Source organism: Nostoc sp. NOS(2021) (assembly GCF_017115025.1).
In the GTDB taxonomy this organism is placed as follows: domain Bacteria; phylum Cyanobacteriota; class Cyanobacteriia; order Cyanobacteriales; family Nostocaceae; genus Nostoc.
Genome location: NZ_JABXKM010000341.1, coordinates 1 through 3,669, shown reverse-complemented (window position 1 = coordinate 3,669; position 3,669 = coordinate 1). Strand labels below are relative to the sequence as shown.

Genomic DNA, 3,669 nt, shown 5'->3' with positions numbered 1-3,669 from the left:
CTGTTTCTAAAATCCTTTACCCGTAAGCCTTTCACAACTTAACGGGAAAAGTCAGGTGTAATGTGGCTGGTGAGGACGTGCAACAGGCGACCAACTTCCGGGAGTGAGGATTGGGTAAACTCAAGTTGTGCAGCCAGAAATTCAGCCTGTTGCACTAATGATGGACTAGATGTGATGGGATAGGTTGTCATCGATAGATATCTGGGGCAATTTCGGTAATGCTAGTCATATTGAAATTCACACTGGCAATAATGAAACATGGGCTGAAACCACTTTCCATCCTTCGGTAAACCTGTACCAAGTCTGGCTTTGTCGCCCGAAACGTTCTACACCATTAATATTGCGGCGAAATTCTAAAGTCACTGTTGCTGCATCTTTCCCAAAGGTCACAACCTTGAGATTCGAGATTTCTCGCTCTATTTTTGGGTTTGGTCGATTCTGACGAAAGTTACGAACCTCCTCGCCGCCATACAGGTTTTCTGTGATCCCAAACCGCACTACTTCGGGCGCATCCCAAAACAAGCTATCCATCACCTCCAAATTGTTATTACCAAGGGCTTCTTCATACTTGAGGTACAAATCGGTTACTTCAGTTACAACAGTAGGGTCATTTATAGTAGTCATTGTTGTTACCAATTTTTGGTATTATGGCTGATTATGCACTCTTTCAAATAGTCAGAGCTATTTTTCTTTTAAGATCCTTCAGCATGTAGATTCAGACGAACCAGATTACTGAAGGCGGAGATTTGCTGCATAAAGAAAATTGAGCCTGCAACACAAATACTTGCACCAAGGATGACAGTATTGCTACTACCAATTTTACTTGCTAGTGCGCCAGCTATTAAGTTTCCTATAGGTACTGCGCCTGTAGATGCCATAACGTAAAGACCTGTAATTTGTCCCCGATTTTCATCGCTCACCAACAACTGAAGCAGAGTACGTCCGGCAATTATCTGCAAAATAAAGCCGAAACCAGCTGCAAATAATGAGAGTAGCGAAAGCCAGAATACACGGGATAGGGCAAAGACAATCAAGCTTATTCCCATAAAACCTATACCCAATGCTAGAACTTTACCCGATTCCAGTACATTGCTATGTTTAGTTAAATAGATACCACCTGCTAAGGTTCCCAAACTGGAAGCTGTCATCAAGAAGCCGAAGGTGTTAGGGCCGCCTTGCAAAATGTCTTTGGCAAAAATCGGCCCCAAAGCTAAGTAAAATCCCCATACGCAACAGACTAAAGCTGAACCAATCAAGACAGATCGAATTGGCAAAAACCCAAAGGCATAGTTAAAACTAGCTTTCAATTCTTCTAAAGGTTTGCGTGTGGAAATAACGACTTTTTTAGGGGCAAGCTGCATTACTAAGAGGGCAATAATTACGGCAATGTAACTGATAGTATCAATCAGGAAACACAGCCCCGATCCCAGCGCCACAATCAACAAACCTGCGATCGCAGGGCCTACCATACTCGTCACACTCACCAGGGAAGAGTACAAGGCAAGGGCATTACCAAGATTTTCCTTAGCAACTGTTTCGGGAAGAAATGCCTGCCGAGTCGGAATATCGAAGGCGTTGATAATCCCTTGCAGCACACCAAGAATTGCAATGTACTCGATATTAATCGTACCGCTTAGGGCTAGCCACGTCAGAGCTAAAGATTGAAGCATCCCCAAAATCTGGGCAACCAGCAGAATTTGATGACGATTCCAGCGATCGGCGACGATTCCACCCAAAGGAATCAACACAAGCGTGGGAATTTGGCTGGCAAAACCCACCAGACCCAGCAACCAAGCGGAATCGGTGAGGCGATATACAAGCCAACTAGTAGCCACTTGAGTCATTGACGTACCAATCAGAGAAATTGCCTGACCTATGTAGTACAGGCGAAAATTTCTGGAATCAAAAGCACGAAGCATGACCTGTGATTTTTTTGATGCTTTCATACATCACCCCTGAGTAGTTCTCAGTTATTAACCGTGAATAAAAAAGTAGGCAGTCATGCTGAAGGCAACAATCATGACAAATTTCCGAATTAGGTGCGGTTCAAGTTTACGAGCATAATGGGCGCTTAAGTAACCACCGAGAGAGCCACCTACTGCCATCAAAATAGCTTGATGCCAAGCAATCACACCTGCAAAAATAAATGGAATAATCGCAATACCATTGATACAACTCCCTAAAAATGTCTTAAAAGCATTCATTTTGTGAATACTTTTGATACCTAAAAATGTCAGAGTTGCCAGCATTAAAATCCCTAAACCTGCGCCGAAGAAACCGCCATAGATTGCGATCGCTAGTTGAGCCAGTACCAAATTAAATAGTGGTACAGACTCAGGTGATGTATTCTGACTTTGACGCTGCAACCAGTTTTTGAACGGTTCGCCAAAGGTAAATACAAGTGTTGCCAGCAGTAACAGATAGGGAATCAATTTTTGAAAAACGTCTGGCGATGTATATAACAAGGCTATGGAGCCTATCATGCCACCAACTAAACTCACACCACATAGAACTAAAAAATCTCGCCGCTCAATGCCCAAATCTTGACGATATGCTCCAGCACTGGCTAGGGAAGCCACCCATATAGCTGTATTATTGGTGGCATTAGCTGCGATCGGGGGTACACCCGTAAAGATGAGAGTTGGAAACGTGATAAAGCTTCCACCACCCGCTACAGCGTTTAACCCGCCTGCAATGAAAGCGGTACTAAACAGAAGTAAACTATGGAAAAGTGTTAATGATGGTGGCATTATTTACGAATTATTAATTTGGGAATATCACTTGGAGAATGGGCAATGAAGTCAGCACCGTGAGCTTTTAATTCCTCCTCAGTTCCATAACCATAGGTAACGCCAATTGAAGTAATGTGATGGTGCTTGGCTCCAATGATGTCATGTGAGCGATCGCCTACCATCACCACAGTAGAGGGTAAAAGTTTTTCTGTTAATAAAATATGGTGAATTAAGTCGCCTTTTATGCTTCGACTTCCGTCAAGTTCACTACCATAAACACCATCAAAAAGCAACGATAAGTCAAAATATTCAATAATCTGCGTAGCATAAATGTATGGTTTGGAAGTCGCAACAAAAGTTTTATAACCAGCAAAACGAATGGCTTTTAGGATTTCTGGAATCTGGGGATAAAGGGAGTTTTCAAATAATCCAATAGTGGCAAAGCGACGACGATACAGTGAAATAGCCTGTTCAATTACTGTGTCATCTAAGGTCTTGAGTAAATGTGAAAAGCTGTCTTTCAGTGGTGGGCCAATACACCAATGCAATTCATCAGCATTCGGTGGTTTGTAACCGAGTTCAGATAGAGCATATTGAATGCAGCCAGTAATCCCAAGTTTAGGATCTGTTAATGTCCCATCTAAATCAAAAAGGATAGCGGAGGAAAGCATGTTTTATACTAATTCGTAATTCGTAATTCGTAATTCGTAATTAAGAAAGTCAATTTTAATCGGGATTTATAGGTCTGTAATTCTAGCTTTATTTGGGATAATTGGTATTACATAAAGGGGTTTTCGTTTATATGCAATAGATTTTGACCTCTCTCCAAACCTCTCTCCTAAAAGGACAGAGGCTTTGAATCTTACTCCCCTTCCCTTGTAGGCTATCCATTACCCGGATCTTTCTCAACAAAACTACAACTTACTTAAAATAAGCC

5 protein-coding genes are annotated in these 3,669 nt (G+C 42.1%); all 5 read right to left on the bottom strand.

Annotated features, from left to right (window positions below; all coding sequences use genetic code 11):
• Positions 1 to 38: 38 nt before the first annotated feature.
• Entirely contained in the window at positions 39 to 191 is a 153-nt protein-coding gene (locus tag HWQ41_RS33440) for a hypothetical protein (RefSeq protein ID WP_292772464.1), read from the bottom strand.
• 46 nt (positions 192 to 237) lie between these two features.
• Positions 238 to 624 carry an oxalurate catabolism protein HpxZ gene (gene hpxZ / locus HWQ41_RS33435; protein WP_292772461.1) on the bottom strand — a complete coding sequence of 129 codons (387 nt, stop codon included), beginning with the start codon at positions 622 to 624 and terminating at the stop codon, positions 238 to 240.
• Positions 625 to 692: 68 nt separating this feature from the next.
• Positions 693 to 1,946 (bottom strand): MFS transporter, encoded by a 1,254-nt coding sequence (locus HWQ41_RS33430; protein WP_292772458.1) that lies wholly within the window; start codon positions 1,944 to 1,946, stop codon positions 693 to 695.
• 27 nt (positions 1,947 to 1,973) lie between these two features.
• Positions 1,974 to 2,750 carry a sulfite exporter TauE/SafE family protein gene (locus tag HWQ41_RS33425; RefSeq protein WP_292772456.1) on the bottom strand — a complete coding sequence of 259 codons (777 nt, stop codon included), beginning with the start codon at positions 2,748 to 2,750 and terminating at the stop codon, positions 1,974 to 1,976.
• Entirely contained in the window at positions 2,750 to 3,403 is a 654-nt protein-coding gene (locus HWQ41_RS33420; protein WP_292772454.1) for an HAD family hydrolase, read from the bottom strand. Before HWQ41_RS33420 ends, HWQ41_RS33425 begins: the two co-directional genes overlap by 1 nt.
• Between the last annotated feature and the right edge of the window lie 266 nt (positions 3,404 to 3,669).